Below are 17,942 nucleotides of genomic sequence, written 5' to 3'. Positions count from 1 at the left end.
CAGCCCCGCTGGCACAGACCCGCTGGCACAGAAAAGCCCCACCGACACTGAGTCGGTGGGGCTTTTCCGTGCCGGCAGACGCTCGGTCTACGGGGTGAGCGTCAGAACGTCGGTCGCCGCGCTGTCCACGGCATCCGGGGTGTATGCCCAGGCCCGAGTCTTGTTCTCCTGCCACAGCACGGTCTGGTCGACGTAGGTCGGTGCGAAGGCGTGCCCGGATGCCCCGCCAAGGTTGATCCACGTTGATCCGTCGAAATCGGCGAGGTCGACTACCTGGCGCATGGACGGCACCCAGTCGACGGTGTAGCCGTCTGGCGCGTACCAGCCGACAGCGTTCACCACTGAGGAGCCACCGGCGAGCTCGTACGGCCCGCGGTTGAACAGCCACTCGATCGGCGCGATGCCCGATTCGCCGAAGCTCGCGTTGCGGATTGTCAGCGTGTGGAGTTCACCCCAGGTCCAGTCTTCCGGGTTGTCGCCCATCAGGTCCTCGGCCTCGGTCCACGCGGCGCCGAGAGCGTGAGTAATCGCCTCGTCGCGCCCGGTGACGTTGTCGTCCGCCGACACCCACCAGGACGACGCCGGGTCGTCGAGGAGTCCGCTCACGATCTGGAACCACTGGCCGCCGCCGGACGCCGGAATCGCCTCGGGCAGTTTGGGGGAGAAGCTGTCGTTGAGCAGTGTGCGCCAGAAGATGTTGAAGTAGGCGCTCTCGGCGCTGTCTGCGTCATCGGCGAAGTCCCAGTCGGCGAGCAGCGTCGCACCCTTTTTGGCGTTACCCGACGGGGTCAGGTCGGCGAGATACGGGGCAAACGCCTCGCCGATCGCGTTGTGGTTGTCCGCCTGGATCTCGCTCATCGTTGCCGCGGTAAACTTCGTGCCAGCGTCGACGTCCGTGCGGATGCGGTCGGTGATGCGGTCTGCCCGGTACCCGGCATCCCAGTCCCTGGTGATGAGGTACGGGTAGGTGGAGTTCACCACCGCGTTGTTGGCGGTGACGATGTACCCGGACTCGGGGTTGTACTGGCTGGGCAGGGCCTCGAATGGAATGTAGCTCTTCCAGCCCGATGCGCTCGTCCACCCTGGCTGCGGCACAGTGCCGTCACCCGCTGAGCGGACCGGGATCAGTCCCGGTGCCTGGTATCCGATGTTGCCATCGACGTCGGCGTACACAAGGTTCTGCGACGGCACTTCGAACAGCCTCGCCCCCTCGCGGAAGCTCGCCCAGTCGGTCGCCTGGTTCACGGCGAAAATAGCCCGCGGAGTCTGGCCGGGCGTCAGCGCCGTCCACTGCAGGGAGAGCTCGTATGACTCCTCCGGCAGGCCGCTCGACGCGGGATAGTCAGCGGCGATGCTCGAAAAATCACCCGTGACCCCCGTCACGAGCGGGCCGCGTTCGGTGGAGCGGATCGTAATCGGAACGTCTTCCCCTCCGGCGACCTTCACCACCTCTTCGCGGACGGTGAGCGGGCGGAGGACGCCGTCGAGCTCATAGTTCGCTTCCGCGACCTTCTCGATATAGAGGTCGGCGGTGTCAGGGCCGAGGTTCGTGAATCCCCACGCAACCCTCGCGTTGTGGCCGATGATGATCCCCGGCATGCCTGAGAAGCTGAATCCGGCAACGTCGAACGGGCACTCGGCCGAGACCACTGAGCAGCGCAGGCCCATCTGATACCAGACCGAAGGAAGCGAAGGGCCGAGGTGCGGGTCGTTCGCGAGCAATGGTTTGCCTGACTCGGTCAGGCTTCCGGCGACGACCCACGAGTTCGATCCGATGTCGCTGCCTGCCCTGCCAAGCAGTGCCGGCATCCCCTCAACGACGTCGCGGAGCGCGAGGAGTGAGTCGACGGATGCCTGCTGCTCGGCGGGGGCATCCTCGGCAGCTTCGCCGAACGGCGTCGCCATCGCGGAGAGCACCGTCGGGTTCGTCTCGTAGGGGTAAGTGGGGTACAGAGTGGACAGCTGCTCAGGTGAGACGCTCGTGGCGAGGATCGCCCTGTCGATCTCATCCTCCAGATTGGAGCGGAGGTCCCACGCCATGGCTTTCAGCCAGGCAACCGAGTCGGCCGGCGTCCACTTCTCAGGCTCGTACCCCGGGTTCTGCAGCCCAAGGACGGCGTACTCCAGGGAGAGCGATGCACCCTCACGCTCGGCCAGGTAGGCGTTCACTCCATCGGCGTAGGCCTGATACCAGCTGAGGGTGAGCGGGTCGAGCAGTTCGACCTCCTGTTCGGCCACAGCGCGCCAGCCGAGAGTTCGGACGAAGGTGTCGGTTTCGACCTGTGCCTCACCGAACAGTTCGGCAAGACGACCGCTCGTGACGTGCCGCCGGAAGTCCATCTCCCAAAACCTGTCCTGCGCGTGCACGAAACCCTGCGCTGCGAACAGGTCCGTCGCACTCTCCGCTTCGATGACGGGGATCCCGGCGTCGTCGCGGTACACGGTGACGTTCGCGTCAAGTCCCTCGACGGAAAGCTCGCCGTCGAGCTGGGGGAACGAGCGCTGCACGGTGAGGACCACGAGCCCGCCGGCGACGAGGACCAGGACGACGAGACCGCCGACGACACTCATGAGAACTGTAAACAAGCGCGATCGTCGGCTTCTTGGCGTCCTGGGAACCACGTCACTCCTTCGTGAAACTGCGGGGGTCTGCCGCCCGGTGTCAGGCGTGCAACGCGTCGTTGAGTTGGATTCCCGCTCCTGTGCGGTTCAACACCTCGACGGCCCCCGTGAGGGAGTTGCGTCTGAAGAGCAAGTTTGGCATGCCGGAGAGTTCGACAGCCTTCACAACGACCGGTGCGTCGTCGGTGTTTTTGTCTCCGACAACGGCGACCTTCGTTCCCGCCGTGACATAGAGTCCGGCTTCGACGACCGAGTCATCTCCGATGGAGATGCCGATTCCCGAGTTGGCGCCGAGGAGAGCACGCTCACCGATCGATACCCGCTGTGTCCCGCCGCCAGACAGCGTGCCCATGATCGACGCGCCACCGCCGATGTCTGAACCGTTGCCAACGACGACCCCCTGCGAGATCCGCCCCTCGACCATCGATGCCCCAAGGGTCCCGGCGTTGAAGTTGACGAAGCCCTCGTGCATGACCGTTGTTCCCGGCGCGAGGTGCGCTCCGAGGCGGACCCGCGATGCATCCGCGATCCGCACCTTGGGCGGGGTGACGTAGTCCAGCATGCGCGGGAACTTGTCGATGCCGGTTGCCGAAATACCCGCGCGGGAGAGCGCCGGCCGGATCTCGTCGAAGTCTTCGGGGTTCACCGGACCAGCGTTGGTCCAGACCACGATCGGAAGGTGGCCGAAGATTCCGTCGAGGTTGATCGAGTTCGGTGCCACCAGAAGGTGGGACAGCAGGTGCAGCCGGAGGTAAGCATCCGAGGTGTCCTGTGGCGCAGCCTCGAGGTCGATCTGGACGGTCACGATGTCGATGCGTACGCGCCGGCGCTCGTCGGTGCCGGCCAGGGCCTCGATCTGCGCCGGGACGATCCAGCGTTCCCGGTTGGCGGGGATCGGACCGAGCTGAGGTTCTGGATACCAGGTGTCCAGAACGGTGCCGTCGGCGGCCACAGTGGCGAGGCCGTAGCCCCAGGCGTGCGTTGCGGTGAGTGCGGAGTCCGTCATGCCTCAAGGCTAGCGAACCGCCGGGTTTCCTGACGCCGTGTGACGCGACCGTAGACTGATCGCATGCCGGACTCGCCAGTGCCATCTCCTGCCCTCGATCTCTCCGCGTCGAGCGTCGATATCACCCGAACAATCTGCGACATCGAGTCGGTTTCCGGCAACGAAGCGCCGCTCGCGGATGCCATCGAGCGCGCGCTGGCCGACTGCGACCACCTCGAGGTCACGAGGGTGGGCAACACAATTGTCGCGCGGACGACCGGGGGCAAGTCGAAGCGCGCGATCATCGCTGGCCACATTGATACGGTGCCGGTCAACGCCAACCTCCCGACCCGGTTCGAGACGATCGACGGCAGGGACTACCTGTGGGGTCGCGGCACCGCGGACATGAAGAGCGGTGTCGCCGTCCAGCTGAAGCTCGCGGCCGAGCTGACGGATCCCGCCATCGACGTGACCTGGATGTGGTACGACGGCGAAGAGGTCGAGAGCGATAAAAATGGCCTCGGCATCCTCGCGGCGTCTCGCCCTGATCTTTTCGAGGGCGACTTTGCCATCCTCGGTGAGCCGACGCGGAGCGACATCGAGGGCGGATGCAACGGCACGGCGCGTATCGACGTCGTAACGCGCGGACGCCGAGCACACTCAGCGAGGAGCTGGGTGGGGGAGAACGCGATCCACCGGGCCGCGCAGGTACTGAACATCCTCGCCGCGTATTTGCCGGCATCCGTCGAGGTCGATGGCCTCGTCTACCGCGAGGGACTCAACGCCGTCGGGATTTCGGGCGGTATCGCCGGGAACGTCATCCCCGACGAGTGCCGGGTGCACATCAACTACCGTTTCGCCCCGAACCAGTCGGCGGCCGAAGCGGTCAGTTACCTCCGTCGCCTGTTCGGTGGGTTCGAGGTCGAGGTCATCGACGCCGCTGATGGTGCGCGGCCGGGCCTCGATGCGCCGCTCGCGCAGGAGTTCACGAGGGCCGTCGGCGGAACCGCTCTTCCGAAATACGGCTGGACCGACGTTGCCCGCTTCTCCGCCCTCGGCATCCCCGCCGTGAACTATGGCCCTGGCGACCCGCTCACCGCGCACGCCGATGACGAACGTGTCGCACTCGACGAGATCATCGCGTGCGAGAACGGGCTGCGCACGTGGCTGACCGGTGCGGCCGTCTGACCTCTGGCGCCGGCTGCGCTGGTGGGGCCGGGTCCTCGTCATCGCGGCCGCAGGGCGGCTGATCTCGACGGCGATCCTCGTCTGGTTCGCACAGCGCCAGCCGGCCAACGCCTGGACGGGCCCGTCACCCGCGTACGCCGACTTCGCCTCGCTCTGGGACGGCCGTTGGTACCACATCGTGGCACTCTCCGGTTATCCGGCCGAGTTGCCGGTCGATGCCGACGGTCACGTCGCGGAGAACGCGTGGGCGTTCATGCCCGTGTATCCGGCGGTCGTGCGGCTCGTCATGGGACTCACCGGACTCGGCTGGGCGCCAGCCGCAGTGGTCGTGTCTGTGCTTGCGACCCTTGGTGCGACGCTCGTCTTCTACAAGCTGATGCGACTCGTTCTCGACGAGTCGACGGCCCTGTTCAGTGTCGTGCTGTTCTCGGTCGCGCCGCTGTCGCCCATTCTTCAGGTTGCCTACGCGGAATCGTTGCACGTGCTGCTGCTCGCTGCCGCGCTCTACCTCGTGCTCACCCGTCGTTATCTCCCAGCGGCGGGGGTGATCGCCGTGATGTGTTTCACACGCCCGTCAGGGCTCGCGTTCTCGCTCTTCCTCGTTCTTCATGTCCTGGTGCGCTGGTTCCGGCGTCGCGCACCGGGGGAGAGCCTCCGAGACCTGGTCCCGCCGGCCGCGCTCGCCGTGCTGAGCGGAGTTCTCGGCCTCGCCTGGCCTGCGATCGCGTGGGCGGTCACCGGGTCGATCACCGCATACACTGACACCGAGCTCGCCTGGCGGAGCGCGTACATCGGCCACGGCCACCTGGTTCCGTTTGCGCCGTGGTTTCAGGGACTCGACTGGTGGGCGGCCAACGGACTCGGTCTTCCGGACTCGCCGTGGTGGGGGATTCTGGGTGTCGCCGTGCTCGCCCTGTTAGCGGTACTCGGGCTCCTCTCTTCGCCCGCGCGCAAGCTCGGCGTCGACCTCCGGTTGTGGCTCGCGAGCTACCTCATCTACCTTTTCGCCGTGTTCTTCCCGCAGTCGAGCACTTTCAGGCTTCTCGTTCCGCTGTTCCCGGCCGCCGGCGCATTCGCCGTTCCTCGGTCGCGCGTGTACCGGGTGTGTCTTGTAATCGCGTCGATCGCTGGGCAGATCGGATGGGTGCTCATCGCGTGGCGCGTCGACGGTTACGACTGGACGCCACCGTGATCGGGTGTCCCCAGTTTGGGTGAGTCTGCGGGCCGATTTCGTTCGTTCACAGCGGGTAGCGGATAATAGGAGGACAAAGCAACGAAAGGGGAGCCGAATGGCAGCGATGAAGCCGAGGACTGGCGACGGACCAATGGAGGCCGTGAAGGAGGGTCGGCTGATCATCGTGCGGGTTCCGCTCGAAGGCGGTGGGCGCCTGGTTGTGTCAGTCAACGACGCCGAAGCCAGGGAACTTCACGACGCGCTGGCTGGGGTAGTAGCAGTCAGCTAGACCGGTTTTAACAACAAGGCGCGGATGTCTGTGGTCGCTGACCACCAGCATCCGCGCCTTGTCCTGTTAAAGGGCATGCCCGCTCAGGACGCGGAGCACTCCGGCCAGAGCGCCGTTTCTGGCGAATGCCTAGGCGAGCTTGGTGATCTGGAGCAGGCCGTCGCCGACGGGCGAGAGCGCACTCACAACGGCGCTCGACGACGCGATCTCCTGCACGAGGGTGCGGAACGCGCTGGTGACGTCGTCGCGCTGGGCCGGGTCAGCGACCCTGCCCTTCCAGAGGGCGTGGGGGACCAGGACGGTGCCGCCGGCCCGAGCAAGGCGAAGCCCGTGCTCGACGTTCTCGATCACCTGCGTGGGGTCGGCGTCAACGAAGACGATGTCGTAGGAGTTCTCGTTCATCCGCGTGAGCACGTCGAGGGACCTGCCGGTGATCAGGCGAACGCGGTTGGGTGCGACCCTGGCGTCGGCAAAGGTCTGCCGTGCGTAACCCTGGTGCTCGGCCTCTGAATCGATGGTCGTGAGGACGCTCCGCTTCGACGGTGACAGCAGCCACAGCCCGGAGACGCCGGAACCGGTGCCGATTTCGACCACGTTGACGGCAGCAGTGGTCGCGGCGATAACAGCGGCCTGCGCTCCCATGGCCGGCGAGATCGGTTCGATGCCGAGCTCAAGAGACTGTGCACGGGCCTTCTGGATCGAATCGGACTCGGTGACGATGTAGTCGGCGTATTTCCAGTTCGAATCTTGTTCTGACACTTCAGCTCCCGGTGGTGGTTCGCCCAAGAGTAGCGGAGCCGTGTCGTGCGTTTTGTCAGGCGCGGCGCGATAGTCTGAACTCGTGTTCTTCGGCCTCACTTTCGAGAAGCTCCTCATCATCGGGGTGATCGCTGTCTTCCTGCTCGGACCCGAGCGCCTGCCGACGTACGCAGCACAGCTTGCGAGGCTCATCCGATCGCTCCGTGACATGGCCCAGGGGGCCAAGGAACGCATGCGCGAGGAGATGGGGCCCGAGTTCGACGAGGTCGACTGGAAGAAACTCGACCCGCGTCAGTACGACCCGCGCCGGATCATCCGTGAGGCGCTGCTCGATGATTCTCCGCCCGAACCGGTCATCGCCCCGCCGAGTTTCGACAAGACCGCTGCCGTTCCCACCGATGATGATGATGTTGTGTGGCAAAAGCCTCGAACAAGCCGCGCGTCAGATCGGCAGCGGCAGATCCTCGAGGGCAACGCCGTGGCGGCGCCACCGTTCGACCTCGAAGCCACCTGACGCGAAGCATCGGCCGGTCACGGCATGCCACACGCAGATCTCACGAAACCGTAGAGGGCATCGCGGGTCGCGTCGTCGACCGGGAAGCTGTAGCGTCCATCGGCGCCGTCGACGCTGACCGTCACGACCAGCACCGTTCCGATTTTGTCTTCGGCGACGGCGTGTGGGTCGCAGCGTGCCGGCCGGATCGACAGCACCGCGGACTGAGGGGCGGATGCTCCGGCGAGAGCCAGTGAGAGCGGCCAGCCTTCAGAGCCGTCCGCCGGTGCGAGCAGCGGCGTCGAGGCGACCGACGAGAACTGCACAGTTCCCTCCCCGCGCGTCGGTGTAAACAGCAGTGTGAGCCTGGCGACAGCATCCGGTCCTGTTCCGTCGATAACGAGAGGGCCGTCGACAGAGACCGTGGCGACCCGCTCAACGGCGGCGGACACGCACCCGGTCTGATGCAGCCGCTGGAGCGTGTCGAGAGGATCGAGGGGGGTCGTGACGACGGCAGGGCCCGTGCCGAATTCCACAGCGAGCGACGGGGCCGGTGGGTCTGCCTTTCCTGTCGTACATTTCGCGCCTGGCGCCGCCGTGCGGAGGTCAACCGTGCGGCCCGCCGTGATCGTGGTTCCCGACCAGTGCGCCGGTTCGGCGAACCCCTCCCAGGTAAGGACGGCGTCGTCGACAGTGATGCTCTCGGTGCCGCCGTTGACGACGCGGAGGACGAGGGTGCCGCTCGCATAATCGGTTCGGCCCTGCATCACCTCAAAGCTGAGGTCGTCAGCCGGGTTCGCCGGCGGGGCTGAACAGCCCGCCAGAAGCACGAGCGAAGCGGCGAGTCCCGCAAGGATACCCCGCCGCACAGCATCCGCCGATCAGGCCGGGGCCAGTCCGAGCCGACGGCCGGCGAGGCCGCGTCCACGGGCGAGCAACTGGTCGGCGACCGAACGGATGGCGACGCTCGCCGGGTCATCCGGGTGCGACAGGACAACGGGCACCCCGGTGTCGCCTCCCGACCGGAGCGGGACGCTCAGGGGAACACTCGCGAGCAGCGGGACCTCGGGGGCGTCGGGCGTTGCGCTCAGCCGGCGGGCGAGTTCAGCGCCGCCGCCGGAGCCGAAGAGCGAGAGGACGCTGCCGTCCGGCTGCACGAGCCCCGCCATGTTCTCGATCACCCCGATCACCTTCTGACCGGTCTGCCTGGCCACGATTCCACTGCGCTCGGCGACGTCGGCCGCTGCCGGCCGCGGGGTGGTGACGACGAGGACCTCGGCGTTCGGCAACAGCTGGCCGAGCGAGATCGCGACGTCGCCCGTTCCCGGCGGCAGGTCGAGGAGGAGGACATCGAGGTCGCCGAAGTACACGTCGGTGAGGAACTGGCTGATCGTGCGGTGCAGCATCGGGCCGCGCCAGGCAACGGCCTGTGTCGCTTGTCCGTCTGCCTTGCCGAGGAACATGCCGATCGAAATCACCTTCACGCCGTACCCGATGGGAGGCAGGATCATGTCGCCTACCTGCGTCGGCGTTCTGAGCGACGTCTCGTCAGCCGTGGCATCCGTCAAACCCAGGAGGCCTGGGATCGAGAAACCGTGGACGTCAGCGTCGACGATGCCGACGCTCAGGCCCCTCGCGGCGAGTTCTGCTGCGAGGTTCGCGGTGACCGTCGACTTACCGACGCCGCCCTTCCCGCTCGTTACGGCGTAAACCTTGGTGAGCGTGCCAGGCCCGAACGGCATCACCCTCGCGGCCTTCGGGCCGCGGAGCGACTCGGTGAGCGCGCGCCGTTCCTCCGGCGTCATCACGCCGACGGCGATGTTCGCGCTCGTGACGCCCGGCACCCGGGACACCGCTGCCGTGACATCGCGTTCAATCGCCGTGGCAGCGGGGCAACCGACGATCGTCAGTTTGATGGCGACGGATGCCGCCCCATCCGCGGCGACCGCAATGTCGCCAACCATGCCCAGTTCGGTGATCGGCCTGCGAATCTCAGGGTCGATCACCGTGGCGAGTTCGTCGGCAATGCGGCGTTCGAGGTCAGTTCCTGGCATCGTCCTTGTCCTTCTCGAGCTCTTCGAGAAGCGACCGGAGTTCCTGGCGGATGAAGTCCTTCGATGCCATGTCCTTCATCGCGAGTCGCAGGGCCACGACCTCACGGGCGAGGTACTCGGTGTCGTTGAGGTTGCGTTCGGCGCGCTGGCGATCCTGTTCGATCTGCACCCGGTCACGGTCGTCCTGGCGGTTCTGGGCGAGGAGGATCAGCGGGGCAGCGTACGAGGCCTGGAGGGAGAGGATGAGCGTCAGCGCGGTGAAGCCGAGGGCTGCCGAGTCGAAGCGGAAGTCCTCGGGGCCCCAGGTGTTGTACGCAATCCAGGCGAGACAGAACACGGTGAGGCCAGCGAGGAACGCCGGGGTACCCATGGCGCGGGCCACCCACTCGGTGAACCGACCGAATCTGTCGCTCGACTCGCGTCCCCGGCCGGGGAGCATGGACGGACGGAGGCCCTTGGGGGCGTCAAGGCGCACGTCGTTCCTGCGGATCTTAGCCATGAGTCGCCCTCCTTCCCTGTGGTTTGTGCGTGATCACCGGTTCGTCGTTCTGACTTCGCCAGTCTTCGGGCAACAGGTAGTCGAGGACATCGTCAATTGTCACCACCCCGACGAGTCTGTGCGTGTCATCGACGACGGGAACCGACACGAGGTCATAGCTGGCCAGGATCCGGGAGACTTCGGCCGCCGAAGCCTTCGCCGTCACCGGGTCGAGGCTCTGGTCCATGATCGTGCCGAGCCGTTCGTGCGGCGGGTAACGCAGCATCCGCTGGAAGTGCACGATGCCGAGGTACCTGCCGGTCGGCGGCTCGTACGGCGGGAGGGTCACGCAGACCGCTGCGCCGAGTGCCGGCGGGAGTTCGGGGCGCCGGATGAGCGCGAGGGCCTCGGCGACCGTGGAATCGGCGGACAGGATGACCGGTTCCGTGGTCATGAGGCCACCGGCGGTGTCAGGCGCAAACGCGAGGAGCATGCGCACGTCCTCGGCCTCTTCGGGCTCCATCAGCTCGAGCAGGTGTTCGCCGCGGTCGAGGGGAAGCTGTGCGATGAGGTCGGCCGCATCGTCCGGCTGCATCTGATCGAGCACGTGGGCCGCGCGGCCGTCGCCGAGCTCGGTGAGGATGGCGACCTGGTCGGTCTCCGGCATCTCCTCGAGCGCGTCGGCGAGGCGGTCGTCCGGAAGTTCCTCGACGACTTCGATCATCCGGTCCTGCGGCAGGTCGAGCAGGGTATTCGCGAGGTCAGCCGGCTTGAGGTCTGAGTATGTGGCGATGAGCTGCTCGGCGGACTGCCCCTCAGGCCCGGACTGCTTCTCCCGGATTTCCCGCCAGGTCGCGAACGTCGTCGTGCCCTTGGCAAAGGGAGAGGGTGACAGCTTGGGCCGCCGAACGAAGTACTGGCTGACCGCCCACGCGCCCGGGCCGACCTCTTCGATGGCGATATCTTCGATGGTCGCTTCACCGGATCCGTCGACGAATTCGACCTTCCGGCCGAGGAGCTCGGCGATCACGCGCACCTCGCCGCCGCGCTGTTCGAACCGTCGCACGTTGATGAGACCCGTTGTGATGATCTGGCCGGCGGCGATCGAGGTGACGCGGCCGATCGACACAAAGACGCGTCGTTTGCCGGGGATCTCGACGATGAGCCCGACAACACGTGGCGGGTCGCTCTTGCGGTACACGACGAGCACATCGCGCACTTTGCCCACGCGGTCGCCCGCCGGGTCGAAGACTGTGCAGCCGGCAAGCCGGGCGACGAAAACTCTCGATCCACTCACCCCTCTAACTTAGTGCCGTTCCCTGTATGGGGGAGGGGGGCCAACGTTCGGGGCTGCGGTTCGCGGGCGCCGGTGTGAGAATGGAGGGGTGAGCAATCAGCAGCAGCGCCGAGGCGCAGACCGGTACCCGTTCGAGTCGATGATTCCGCGCGGCGAAACCGTCGCCAGTTTCGAGAGCTACAGGGAAGCGCAAAACGCGGTCGACGTTCTCGCCCAGGCGGATTTCCCCGTCAAGCAGGTGTCGATCGTCGGTGACGGGCTCAAGAGCGTCGAGCGGGTGACCGGCCGTCTCAGCTACGGCCGTACCGCGGGCGCCGGCGCCCTGAGCGGCGCATGGCTCGGCCTGTTCTTCGGGCTCCTGCTCATCATCATCAATCCCGCCGCCAACCTCAGTTTTGTCGGTGCCGCCGTGCTCATCGGTGCGGCGTTCGGCATGATGTTCTCGGTTGTGTCGTACGCGCTCAACAGGAGGCGCCGTGATTTCACCTCGATCATGCAGGTCATCGCGACGAGCTACACGGTGACCGTGGATCCCGAACTGGCGAACCGCGCACGCAACCTGCTCGAGAGCGCTCCGACCAAGCAGTAGCCTGACGCTCCAGCTTCTGCGTCCGACAGGACCGAACGAGAAAGCCCCGCCTCAATGAGGCGGGGCTTTTACGTTCGTGACCGGACCGTAAGCCGGGTCACGTCAGCTCGGTGTCTCAGGCGTTGAGACCGGCGATCCAGTCCTCGACCTCGTCCGCGGTGCGAGGGATCGCCGCTGAGAGGTTCTCCGCGCCCGTCGCCGTGACGAGGATGTCGTCTTCGATCCGCACTCCGATTCCGCGGAACTCCTCGGGAACAGTGAGGTCGTCCGGCTGGAAGTAAAGTCCAGGCTCGATCGTGAAGACCATGCCCTCCTTGAGCTCACCGTCGTGGTACATCTCACGGCGTGCGGCAGCACAGTCGTGAACGTCGAGACCCAGGTGGTGGCTCGTGCCGTGCACCATGTAGCGGCGGTGGAACTGTTTGGTCACCTCGAGGGATTCTTCGGCGGTACCGGGGAGCATGCCCCACGCCGCGGTGTGCTTCGCGATGACTTTCATGGCTTCGGCGTGGACATCCCGAAACACGATGCCGGGGCGCACGATGGCGAACGCGGCGTCTGCGGCTTCGCGGACGGCTTCGTAGACCGCGCGCTGCACGTCGGTGAACCGGCCGCTGGACGGGAGGGTGCGGGTGATGTCGGCGGTGTAGAGCGTGTCGACCTCCACGCCGGCGTCGACGAGCATGAGGTCCCCTGGAACCACCGGGCCGTCATTGCGCGTCCAGTGCAGAATGCAGGCGTGAGGTCCAGATGCCGCAATCGTGTCGTAACCGACGGCGTTTCCGTCGAGTCGAGCCCGCGTGTAGAACACGCCCTCGACGACCCTCTCACCGCGCTCCGACGCGGTGATTCTCGGGAAGTCAGCGATCACGTCGCTGAAGCCGCGGGCCGTCGCGTCGACGGCGAGCCTGATCTGCTCGATCTCGAATGAGTCTTTGACGAGGCGCAGTTCGGACAGGAAAGTGGTCAGTTCCTCGTCCTGTTCGACCGTGAGGTCGGCATCCGTCGGCTGGAAGCTGTCGATGGGGGCGGTGGCGATGCCGAGATCAGCGGCGACCTGCGCGAGCGACGGACGTGGGCCGATCCAGAATTCACCGATGGCGGGGTTTGCGTAGAACTCGTTCGACGAGCGGTCGGCACGTTCGCGGAAGTACAGTGTGGCCTCGTGGCCGCTCCCTGCGGGTTCGAGGACCAGCACGGAGTCCGGTTCGCTGTCGGCACCCCATCCGGTGAGATGCACAAAGGCGGAGTGGGCGCGGAACGGATAGTCGGTGTCGTTTGAGCGCTGTTTGAGCGAGCCGGCCGGCACAACGACGCGCTTGCCAACGAAGGCAGCCGAGACGCGCTCCCGGCGCTGTGCTGCGAACGGTGCCTGTGCACGCGGCTCAGGGAGGACATCGACGCGGTCGGCCCAGTTGGATCCGATGTAGTCCTGGAATTCGGTTGATGCCGGCGTTGTGGAGCGGTTGGAGGTGCCTCGAGGCTCTTCGCTCGTGGTCTCTTCGCTTGCCGGGGCAACACCGGTGGCGGACTGGATCGTTTCTGTTGCGTTCTGCATCCCTCTATTGTCTACCCGTTCGCTGGGAGGAACGAGTAACCAGCGGTGCCGGATCAGCCGCGCGGGCTGAGTTGAACGATGATGGGCCGGTGGTCGCTGCCCGTACCGTCGGCCTCTGTGGCAACCCGCATTCCTGTGACGCTCCAGTCGGGTGTCGCCATGACGTGGTCGATCGGAGCGCCGAGGAGGGCGGGGATGCTGCTTGGCCAGGTACCGACCGCCCCGTTACCCGACTGCGTGCCCGCGTCGATACAGTTGCCCAGTGCGGCGACTTCAGCCGTGCCGAGACCGGCCATGTTGTCGATCGTGGCGTTGAAGTCGCCGGCCATGATCACGTTGCCCGAGGCGCACTGGTCGGCGAGCCAGTTCAGATCGTCGCGCCAGTTGTCCATCTGGCCCTCAATGGGTGCGACGGCGTGCGCAGCGACAATCGTCGGGCCGTTGCCGTCGATCGGTTCGACAATGACCGTCGGCAGTACCTTCGTGTTCTCGCTGCGCTCCGAGTTGCTCGTGACCTTCATATAGTCGCCGAGGTCGGGGCTGACGAGCACCGTTGTCGATCGTGCGGGCGAAATCTGGTCGAACCACTCGGTATGCACCCACATCGGCCGGCCCGCCTCACGCATGGCCTCGGCGATCTCGATACCCGTTTCCTGTGTCGTCTCGGGCAGCGAGATCACGTCGGCGTTGGATTCGACGGCCAGACGCGCGACCGCGGCGGAGCCAGGAGCATCGCCGAGCGTGTTCCAGCTGAGCACGGTAATCGATTCAGGAGTCTTTTCAGCGAAGTCCGTGTTTCCGAAGCCGCGATCGGAGAGGATGACGCCATTGGCCGCAACGAACAGGACGAGGAGAACGGCGATGGTCCCCGCGAATGCGCGGATGGACTTCGCCAGCGTAAGAAGGGCGAACACGACAATCGCCACAACAGACAGGGCGGTCACGAGTGAGCGCATGCTCGTCACCTGGGCGAGGATCCAGGTGGTCTGAAGGTCGAACAGTTCAGGCCAGGTCACAACGAGCAGGAGAACAGCTATCGCGATGGTCAGAATCGCGCCGAGAAACTTGAGCATTTCCAGCCACATTACCCACATCGGACTGTGAGTGGACTCTGCGTCCGTGGCGTGTTCTCCCGAGCCATAAGCTGGGACTATGTCAGGGGATATGTTGTTCCGCGGGCCGAGTGACCTGCACACCCACTCGCGGGTGTCGGACGGTACCGAATCGCCGTCCCAGCTCGTGCGCGAGGCAGCGGCTTCCGGCCTCGGCGCTGTCGCCCTCACCGACCACGACTCAACCGCCGGGTGGCATGAAGCGGCGGGCGAGGCGCAGAAGCAGAACATCACGTTCATCCCCGGCATGGAATTCAGCACCCGGGTTGGCTATAAGAGCGTTCACCTGCTCGCCTACCTCTTCGACCCGACCTCGGCAGAACTCGTTGCAGAGACCGCGCGGATCCGTGAGTCGAGGCTCAAGCGGGCGGAGTCCATTGTCCGCCGCATCGGCGCCGACTACGCGCTGGACTGGGACGACGTGCTCGCCCAGACGACGCCAGGGGCGACGGTCGGACGACCGCACATCGCAGACGCGCTCGTGGCGCGCGGCCACGTGCCGACCCGCAGTGACGCGTTTACCGGCATCCTTCACCCGCGCAACGGCTATTACATGCCCCACTACGCGCCCGATCCGCTCCGCGCCGTTTCGCTCGTGCGGAGTGCGGGAGGAGTGCCGGTGATTGCCCACCCCGCCACCCGGGGGCGTGATGCCATGGTCGACGAAGAGAGCCTCCGCAAACTCGTCGACGCCGGTTTGTTCGGGCTCGAACTGGAGCACCGGGAGAACACCGCTGACGGCAAGGTCCGGTTGCGGGAACTCGCCGACACGTTCGGACTCGTGCTCACGGGCTCGAGCGACTACCACGGTGCGGGAAAACCCAATCGGCTCGGTGAAAACACGACACCGGATGCCGTCGTGCAGGCGATCATCGATGAGGGCACCGGGTCACAGCCCGTCTACCCGGTCGCAAGCGACGAGAAACTCTCCGGCTGAGCGCGCACAAAGGCCCGCCCGACATCAGTCGGACGGGCCTTTGTGGGGGAGTAGCGCTACTCCGGACGGTTGGTGCGGCGACGCGTGCGTGTGCGGCGGCGTGGTGCGCTGTTGCCGTCGTGGTGCTCGTGGCCCTGGCCGTCGTGGGTGCCAGCGGCGACAACGGGAGCGTCACCGGCAGCAGCGGGAGCGGCAGCCTTGGTGCGTCCCCGTCCGCCACGCGAGGAATCCCGCGAACCGCCCTCGCGCGGAGCACGATTCGACGAGTCACGCGAACCGGTTTCACGCGGGCCACGCGGCGGTGCCGCAACGAGCGTCGACGGACGCAGGCGGCCCTTGGTTCCGGCCGGGATGTCGAGGTCTTCGAACAGGTGCGGGCTCGACGAGTAGGTCTCCGTCGGCTCGGGCTGGCCGAAGTCCAGCGCCTTGTTGATGAGCGCCCACTTGTGCAGGTCGTCCCAGTCGACGAAGGTTACGGCGATACCGGTCTTCCCGGCGCGGCCGGTGCGACCGACGCGGTGGAGGTAGGTCTTCTCGTCTTCGGGGATGGTGTGGTTGATCACGTGGGTGACGTCGTTGACGTCGATTCCGCGAGCAGCAACATCCGTTGCGATGAGGACGTCCTTCTTGCCGGCCTTGAACGCGGCCATGGCGCGTTCGCGCTGCTCCTGGCCAAGGTCACCGTGCACGGCGGCGGCGTTGAAGCCGCGGTCGTTGAGTTCTTCGACGAGCTTGGCGGCCGCGCGCTTGGTGCGGGTGAAGATCACGGTCTTGCCGCGACCCTCGGCCTGCAGGATGCGGGCGATGACTTCGTCCTTGTCCATGTTGTGGGCACGGTAGACGAGGTGCTTGATGTTGGCCTGCGTGAGGCCCTCATCGGGGTCGGAAGCGCGGATGTGGATCGGCTTCGACATGAAGCGGCGGGCGAGGGCCACGATCGGACCTGGCATCGTCGCCGAGAAGAGCATGGTGTGACGCGTCGGCGGTGTCTTGGAGAAAAGCTTCTCGATGTCGGCGAGAAAGCCGAGGTCGAGCATCTTGTCTGCTTCGTCGAGCACCATTTCGCGGACGTTCGAGAGGTCGAGGAGGCGCTGGTTGTTGAGGTCGATGAGCCGACCCGGTGTGCCGACGACGACCTGCGCTCCGGCCTTGAGCTGCTCGATCTGACCCTCGTACGCCTTGCCGCCGTAAATCGAGACGATCTTCGTCGGGCGGTTAGCGGCCGCGAGCTCGATGTCTTCGGTCACCTGCACGCAGAGTTCACGGGTAGGGACGACGATGAGAGCTACGACGCCCGGTGCGGGGTCATTGCCGATGCGCTGGAGGAGCGGGAGGCCGAAGCCGAAGGTCTTGCCTGTTCCCGTCTTCGCCTGGCCAATGATGTCCTGGCCGTCGAGTGCGAGGGGGATGGTCTGTTCCTGGATGGGGAATGGCTCGAGAATGCCCTTCGCCGCGAGGGCGTCTGCCATGTCCTGCTCGACGCCGAGATCAGTAAAGTTCACGTTTATAGTTGCCTGTTCATGCATAAAAGCGGTCTACGCCCTGCATGTTGACCCAGGCGTAGGGTCCCGATCCGGTGCCGGGACAATCCCAGCCTACCGGAGCACCTACACTGGAGCCGTGGTTTCAAGGTTTCGATACTCCCGGCCGCGTGCACCGCTGCCCCGTCTGCGGTCCCGCACGAGCCATGTTGTGAAGACGAAAGTGGACTTCGCGGAACTCGCGCCAGACACCTCCGGCTACCTCGGTCTCGTTGCCTACCTCCAGCTCGGGTTCTTCCAGTCGATCTCCATGGTCTCGGCGATCAGCGAGCTGGCGGCCAAGGAGACCTTGTCAACGGCTGCAGGTTTCGCCCTCTCCAAGCACCAGGGGCTCGTTGCCGAGATCCGTCGACGCGGCGAAGACCCGACAGAGGTCATGGCGCCGTACGTCTCGCGGGTTGATGACTTCCTCCTCCTGACGCGCGGGGCATCCGTCAATGAGAATCTGCTGAGCATCTACATCACACAGGGTTTCCTCGACGATTTCTTCATCAGTCTCTCCGATGGGCTGCCGCACGATGTCGGGGCGAGGTATGCCAGCCTTCTCGGCGCAGACTCCGGGACATCCGGGATTGTGTCGTTGCTGACGGATGCCATCACCGTTGATCCGAAGCGGGCGCACTTCCTTGCAATGTGCGGCAGGCGGCTGCTGGGTGACACCCTCCTGCTCGCTCAGTCCGCCCTCGTTCTTGAGGGACACAGCGAGTCGGAGGAGGCTCGCATCGAGCCCGTCTTCACCGAGCTCATCGCAACGCACACCCGCAGGATGGACGCACTCGGCCTTACAGCCTGAGAAGGTCGTCGATCGAGGCGAGCGGGATCTCCCGCGTCCCGTTACCCGCGCGGGAACGCCACCCTCGCTGGCG

17 protein-coding genes are annotated in these 17,942 nt (G+C 65.8%); 7 read left to right on the top strand and 10 right to left on the bottom strand.

Features of this window, described 5'->3' with window-relative positions; genetic code table 11:
* Nucleotides 1-87: 87 nt before the first annotated feature.
* The gene (locus C3E77_RS09800; RefSeq protein WP_108391462.1) at nt 88-2,571 is read right to left on the bottom strand and encodes a penicillin acylase family protein; all 2,484 of its coding nucleotides are present in this window, start codon (nt 2,569-2,571) and stop codon (nt 88-90) included.
* A 91-nt stretch (nt 2,572-2,662) separates the two neighbouring features.
* Nucleotides 2,663-3,628 (bottom strand): 2,3,4,5-tetrahydropyridine-2,6-dicarboxylate N-succinyltransferase, encoded by a 966-nt coding sequence (gene dapD, locus C3E77_RS09795; RefSeq protein ID WP_108391461.1) that lies wholly within the window; start codon nt 3,626-3,628, stop codon nt 2,663-2,665.
* A 63-nt stretch (nt 3,629-3,691) separates the two neighbouring features.
* Between dapD and dapE the strand changes: the two genes are divergently transcribed.
* The 3 genes from dapE to C3E77_RS09780 all read left to right on the top strand — a co-directional run bounded on the left by dapE (nt 3,692) and on the right by C3E77_RS09780 (nt 6,258).
* Nucleotides 3,692-4,795: a succinyl-diaminopimelate desuccinylase gene (gene dapE, locus C3E77_RS09790; RefSeq protein ID WP_108391460.1), complete on the top strand. Its 1,104-nt coding sequence runs from the start codon at nt 3,692-3,694 to the stop codon at nt 4,793-4,795.
* Nucleotides 4,782-5,987 (top strand): putative hexosyltransferase, encoded by a 1,206-nt coding sequence (locus tag C3E77_RS09785; protein ID WP_234031179.1) that lies wholly within the window; start codon nt 4,782-4,784, stop codon nt 5,985-5,987. Before dapE ends, C3E77_RS09785 begins: the two co-directional genes overlap by 14 nt.
* Before the next feature lie 97 nt (nt 5,988-6,084).
* Nucleotides 6,085-6,258, top strand: a complete 174-nt coding sequence (locus tag C3E77_RS09780; protein WP_108391459.1) for a DUF3117 domain-containing protein — start codon at nt 6,085-6,087, stop codon at nt 6,256-6,258.
* Nucleotides 6,259-6,387: 129 nt separating this feature from the next.
* On the opposite strand, the gene C3E77_RS09775 is transcribed toward C3E77_RS09780, so the two are convergent.
* On the bottom strand, nt 6,388-7,017 hold the full coding sequence (locus C3E77_RS09775) for an O-methyltransferase (RefSeq protein WP_108391458.1): 630 nt from the start codon (nt 7,015-7,017) through the stop codon (nt 6,388-6,390).
* 82 nt (nt 7,018-7,099) lie between these two features.
* Here C3E77_RS09775 and C3E77_RS15655 point away from each other — a divergent pair, with 82 nt between their 5' ends.
* The gene (locus C3E77_RS15655; protein WP_234031178.1) at nt 7,100-7,531 is read left to right on the top strand and encodes a twin-arginine translocase TatA/TatE family subunit; all 432 of its coding nucleotides are present in this window, start codon (nt 7,100-7,102) and stop codon (nt 7,529-7,531) included.
* Between the two features lie 17 nt (nt 7,532-7,548).
* Here the strand turns inward: C3E77_RS15655 and C3E77_RS09765 are convergent, their stop codons facing one another.
* From C3E77_RS09765 to C3E77_RS09750, 4 genes are read right to left on the bottom strand one after another with little or no spacing between them, the layout of a single operon-like run.
* The gene (locus C3E77_RS09765) at nt 7,549-8,379 is read right to left on the bottom strand and encodes a hypothetical protein (RefSeq protein WP_108391457.1); all 831 of its coding nucleotides are present in this window, start codon (nt 8,377-8,379) and stop codon (nt 7,549-7,551) included.
* Nucleotides 8,380-8,391: 12 nt separating this feature from the next.
* A complete protein-coding gene (locus C3E77_RS09760; protein ID WP_108391456.1) occupies nt 8,392-9,564 on the bottom strand; it encodes an Mrp/NBP35 family ATP-binding protein in 1,173 nt (390 codons plus the stop codon).
* Nucleotides 9,551-10,063: a DUF1003 domain-containing protein gene (locus tag C3E77_RS09755; RefSeq protein WP_108391455.1), complete on the bottom strand. Its 513-nt coding sequence runs from the start codon at nt 10,061-10,063 to the stop codon at nt 9,551-9,553. Before C3E77_RS09755 ends, C3E77_RS09760 begins: the two co-directional genes overlap by 14 nt.
* Nucleotides 10,056-11,339, bottom strand: a complete 1,284-nt coding sequence (locus tag C3E77_RS09750; RefSeq protein ID WP_108391454.1) for a magnesium transporter MgtE N-terminal domain-containing protein — start codon at nt 11,337-11,339, stop codon at nt 10,056-10,058. Before C3E77_RS09750 ends, C3E77_RS09755 begins: the two co-directional genes overlap by 8 nt.
* A gap of 88 nt (nt 11,340-11,427) precedes the next feature.
* Here C3E77_RS09750 and C3E77_RS09745 point away from each other — a divergent pair, with 88 nt between their 5' ends.
* Complete coding sequence (locus C3E77_RS09745; RefSeq protein WP_232528830.1) at nt 11,428-11,928, top strand: YflT domain-containing protein; 501 nt, start codon at nt 11,428-11,430, stop codon at nt 11,926-11,928.
* 115 nt (nt 11,929-12,043) lie between these two features.
* On the opposite strand, the gene C3E77_RS09740 is transcribed toward C3E77_RS09745, so the two are convergent.
* The gene (locus C3E77_RS09740) at nt 12,044-13,486 is read right to left on the bottom strand and encodes an aminopeptidase P family protein (protein ID WP_108391453.1); all 1,443 of its coding nucleotides are present in this window, start codon (nt 13,484-13,486) and stop codon (nt 12,044-12,046) included.
* A 53-nt stretch (nt 13,487-13,539) separates the two neighbouring features.
* Nucleotides 13,540-14,559 carry an endonuclease/exonuclease/phosphatase family protein gene (locus C3E77_RS09735; protein WP_108393240.1) on the bottom strand — a complete coding sequence of 340 codons (1,020 nt, stop codon included), beginning with the start codon at nt 14,557-14,559 and terminating at the stop codon, nt 13,540-13,542.
* Between the two features lie 79 nt (nt 14,560-14,638).
* Here C3E77_RS09735 and C3E77_RS09730 point away from each other — a divergent pair, with 79 nt between their 5' ends.
* Nucleotides 14,639-15,535 (top strand): PHP domain-containing protein, encoded by an 897-nt coding sequence (locus C3E77_RS09730; RefSeq protein WP_108391452.1) that lies wholly within the window; start codon nt 14,639-14,641, stop codon nt 15,533-15,535.
* Nucleotides 15,536-15,591: 56 nt separating this feature from the next.
* Here C3E77_RS09730 and C3E77_RS09725 read toward each other — a convergent pair whose 3' ends face one another.
* Entirely contained in the window at nt 15,592-17,004 is a 1,413-nt protein-coding gene (locus tag C3E77_RS09725; RefSeq protein ID WP_416046384.1) for a DEAD/DEAH box helicase, read from the bottom strand.
* A 151-nt stretch (nt 17,005-17,155) separates the two neighbouring features.
* Here C3E77_RS09725 and C3E77_RS09720 point away from each other — a divergent pair, with 151 nt between their 5' ends.
* A complete protein-coding gene (locus C3E77_RS09720) occupies nt 17,156-17,869 on the top strand; it encodes a ferritin-like fold-containing protein (RefSeq protein ID WP_232528829.1) in 714 nt (237 codons plus the stop codon).
* The last annotated feature ends 73 nt before the right edge of the window (nt 17,870-17,942 follow it).

Origin of the sequence: Mycetocola zhujimingii, assembly GCF_003065425.1 — a bacterium.
Lineage (GTDB): Bacteria > Actinomycetota > Actinomycetes > Actinomycetales > Microbacteriaceae > Mycetocola_A > Mycetocola_A zhujimingii.
This window is presented reverse-complemented; position numbering and strand designations above follow the sequence as displayed.